The sequence below is a fragment of the Nitrosovibrio sp. Nv6 genome, assembly GCF_900110495.1.
Classification (GTDB): domain Bacteria; phylum Pseudomonadota; class Gammaproteobacteria; order Burkholderiales; family Nitrosomonadaceae; genus Nitrosospira.
Genome location: NZ_FODX01000017.1, coordinates 1 through 2,729, shown reverse-complemented (window position 1 = coordinate 2,729; position 2,729 = coordinate 1). Strand labels below are relative to the sequence as shown.

Genomic DNA, 2,729 nt, shown 5'->3' with positions numbered 1-2,729 from the left:
GCAACATTGAAGAAACTTCAGGAGGATCACGGCCAGATGCGAGCCTTTGTTCAGGACCTTGGGAAGCCAGCTGAGGATGCGCCGAAACTCTCTTACCGGCAACAGCTACAGCGCAAGCGCGCAATCGAGAAATTGCGAGAACGCGCCCTAGCTAACGTCAATCAGGCGCGTACGGATATTGCTAAATCGACTACGCCTCAGGCGCAGAAAGCCGCAATGCTGCAACGTCTCAAGGCATTGGAGCGGGGCTTTGGCCGTGGTACGGGGCGTTCGCTGTAATGCTGGTTCACCCCATGGGTTTCTCCGGTTTATTTTTTAACGGGCCCTGGGCAACGGGTACATCGCTCCACCGGGTAGTTCCCCCTCGGTTTAGCACCAAACCGTTTCCAAGCAGGCTCATGATTGCAGAGCAATATTTTCTAGAGCAGAGCTGGAAGAAGCATAAACGAATCTAGACCTTGAATCGAAAATCAGTTTATTGATTTCTTCAACTTTCTCTTCTTCTAGTTCCTGTACGCTGACGTGAAAGTCATTATCTTGTGGGCATTTTTTTGGTATAAAAGTTAGACAGAGCTTTGATGTAAGAGGGCAATGAATTCTTACAGGTTGTTCCCACCAATTACTATTGGTGTTCTCGAAGAGGGGAGTTGAAGGTCGCTCAATAGCGGCGTAATTATCATTCAAAATAAAGGCTCCAGTTCTTGTGGAGCTTAAGAGGCCATCAAAATATTTCTTCAGTTTATCCATAAAATCTTCAACTATGGATTGAAGTGTTGAAGCATAAACATATCCCTTGGTCTTCATCATGACATTTAAAAAACTATCAACTTCCGAGTCTGGCACCTTATTTTTGGCCTTTGTTTGAATTATTTTTCTCATTGCTTCACCAGTACCATATGCCTGTGTAAGTTCTACACGCTTTGGGGTACGCGCTATTAAAAAGGAAATAAATTCTAAAAGAGAGTGGAAGTCCTTGTTATCTATGGAAACTAAAGAATTGGAGTCTGAGATTCGATTGATGATGCCTTCGACATCGCTTTCAATTCTTGAAAAATAATTTTCGACGGTATAACTCTTTCTCCCCTCGTAATCTATCGTATATAGATGTTTTTCGATGGCTATTTCTTCAATCGCTAAAGATTGTTGGGTTTTTTCGGTTTTTCCATCGAACATGGATATTCTTCCATCACTTCCTGTGAATCGTTTAAGAACCATTCGTGGTATGTGATGTTGTCTCTTCGGATTATTCATATAAGTTCCACATCTGGGAGTTGACCAGACTAAAGGTTAAAGACTACAAACGGACTCGTCGAGGGGTGCCACATTTGCGAGTCAGGGGCAAGACACGAGTTAGAAATGATGAGAGCCCTTTACGGGAGATTCCACAATTCCTTTGGAGAAGTCTGTGGGTAACTCACTTAAGTCACGAGTATCGCGAACTTTATCCGACTGTTTATTGATGGGGCATCAATCCTTTTATCATGGGTTTTAAATTTAGAAATCTAAGCACTGGCAAGCAATGTCGAAAGAAAAAGAAATTCCTGGCAACACAATGCGTCGATCTGCTTGCGAAGATTTTCATGCTGACTTTTGTCGTGTGTTCCCAAGCAAAGATAGTACTTTTTGCCCTCGTGCTGCGCATAGATAATCCATTGACCAGTTAATGCTGCATCCTTAGTCAATTGCACCCAGTTGAGGTGTACCACATCATTCGCGATTGACTTGGAGTGGTTTTTCAAGGAGATATAGCGTTCTTCATCAGTTTCCTGCGTTTCGTACATGCGTTGCATGAACGATTGATCATATTTTTTTAGCCTTTTTTTTAGATTGAGCGCAATTGCGCCCACTCCATCCTCTAAGTAGTGCTTATGCCATAGTCCTTTCAATGGTGGATGTTTGAATTGAGTAGGTGGCTTTAGGCGACTTGGGTTTCCAGCTCCCTCCAAAGTTTGTATCTCATGTACCACTTTTCCTGGATTTAAACGATTTGATGTAGCACCACCAAATAGGCCGAGCACCAGAAGAATGCTATATCGGCCGGGGACTATATGCTCAAGGCCAATGGAATCGGCAAAGTCGGTGATAACCGTAGTCATATCCTCTCCATTTCGCTGTGTAAGAGTATATTTTTTACCTGTCATTGGTGTTGTCCTCATGTCCGCTCGATCCAACAGAATAGATTTGATTTTCATCAAATCAAATTACCGAAACACATGACTATTAGCTAGTTCCAAAATCGGTTCCGGGCTCAGTGAAATGATCTCTAATTTCGCATGCGAAACTTTTAGCGCTTGAGAGGTTCGTTGCACGAACATGGCTTTGCTGCCCTTTCAATCCTCTCTACTTTAACGGCTCAGCTTCGCTCATCCGTAGCGCACTCCGTTTGTACAGCTTGGAATCATCGCTAGCGGATCATCCCGCTAACGGCAACAAAGAGCAGCCACGGCAGCATTGCCCGACTGTCACAGACCACGCCAGCCGCTACGCGGTACGCTGTGCCTGTCATGGTCTGTGATCCTGCCCCTGTATCAGGTGCAGGCCGCAGGCAACTCAAACTCATCCAAGACGGTGCAGGCCGCTCTACCCGTTGCGTTATCCCCCTCAAGCCCCCGACCCTCTGCGAGGGGGACTTGAGGGGGGATAACCAGAACGCAACGGGCAGGAAACAGCGGCCTGTTGCTTCATCGTCCACCTACCCCACCCATTCCCAACCCTTGCCCGTGAGGACA

The 2,729-nt window shown here is 45.6% G+C and carries 4 protein-coding genes; 2 read left to right on the top strand and 2 right to left on the bottom strand.

Features of this window, described 5'->3' with window-relative positions; all coding sequences use genetic code 11:
- The coding region (locus tag BMX66_RS15215) for a hypothetical protein (RefSeq protein WP_218142108.1) at positions 1 to 279 on the top strand (279 nt) is incomplete at its 5' end.
- Between the two features lie 117 nt (positions 280 to 396).
- Here BMX66_RS15215 and BMX66_RS15210 read toward each other — a convergent pair.
- Positions 397 to 1,251: a DUF4238 domain-containing protein gene (locus BMX66_RS15210; protein ID WP_090883725.1), complete on the bottom strand. Its 855-nt coding sequence runs from the start codon at positions 1,249 to 1,251 to the stop codon at positions 397 to 399.
- A 251-nt stretch (positions 1,252 to 1,502) separates the two neighbouring features.
- Positions 1,503 to 2,141: a hypothetical protein gene (locus tag BMX66_RS15205; RefSeq protein WP_090883723.1), complete on the bottom strand. Its 639-nt coding sequence runs from the start codon at positions 2,139 to 2,141 to the stop codon at positions 1,503 to 1,505.
- A gap of 363 nt (positions 2,142 to 2,504) precedes the next feature.
- Between BMX66_RS15205 and BMX66_RS15855 the strand changes: the two genes are divergently transcribed.
- The coding region (locus BMX66_RS15855; RefSeq protein WP_218142107.1) for a hypothetical protein at positions 2,505 to 2,729 on the top strand (225 nt) is incomplete at its 3' end.